Source organism: Burkholderia sp. Bp8984, assembly GCF_003853755.1.
GTDB lineage: Bacteria > Pseudomonadota > Gammaproteobacteria > Burkholderiales > Burkholderiaceae > Burkholderia.
Window position 1 is genome coordinate 1 of the sequence record NZ_QTQN01000097.1, and the last position, 866, is coordinate 866.

The following is an 866-nucleotide window of genomic DNA, read 5'->3' on the forward strand; positions in this document are numbered from 1 at the left end:
GCCCATACGGTCTTGTCGGGGTTCGCCTGCAAGTAGTCCAGCGCGTTGTTCAGCGATGTGAAGCCGGCGTTTGCGCCGCCCTGAGTGATTTGCACGTCGGGGGGCGTGTCGCGGCTCCAAAGCGTCTTCGGTGATGGCGGCCCAATCTCGAAGAAGTTCATCATCCGATCGATCATGCGCGACTTGGCAAAGGCCGGATCGAGTCGGGGCGGAACGGCAACTTCGACGCGTATGCCGGCGAGTTCGCGCCAATCTTTCTGGCTATCGGACTGCACGGTGTAGAAGTACTTCGCGTTGCTAAAGTAGCGGGCGCGCAAGAGAAGGATGAATTTGTCGACGTACTTGGCGTAGAAGCCCTTGAATGTTTCTTTTCCTCGATTGCCGTAAACCAACGCCCCGATCGACTGAAGCGTGGAAAATGACTTCGGGTCGGTGCGCACCATGTCGTCGTTCTTGTTCGGTGCGGCAAGCCCTTGCGTCCACAACAATTGCCATTCGGTCGGGTAGTCCATACGTTGCAATGGATTCAACCAAATCAGGCCGACCACCTGCGCGACGAAGGGCTTAGCCGTCTCTTCAATTGCTGACGCCGCATTTCCTACAGGCTCCCGGGTAGATGTGGCATGTGCTGGACGCAGCAGGGCCGTTGTGAACAGAAACACCATAAGCGTCGCCAAGCCGGGTAATACACGGAATCGTTTCATTCAATCTCCTGTTGCGATGCGGCGATCACGTTGACACGCAACGTGCCGCCGCGCTGGTTTGCATCACCACGAATAGCCTTGCATGCCGTAGTCGGTGTCGTGTCGACGTCCCCACCAGGGGAGGTACGCGTTGTTGCCGCCGCGTGCGCGGAACCAGTCTTG

The 866-nt window shown here is 58.0% G+C and carries 1 pseudogene; it reads right to left on the minus strand.

The window, feature by feature from the left end:
• A pseudogene (locus DID98_RS35485) lies at positions 1–704 on the minus strand (virulence factor); the annotation flags it as partial.
• Positions 705–866: the final 162 nt, after the last annotated feature.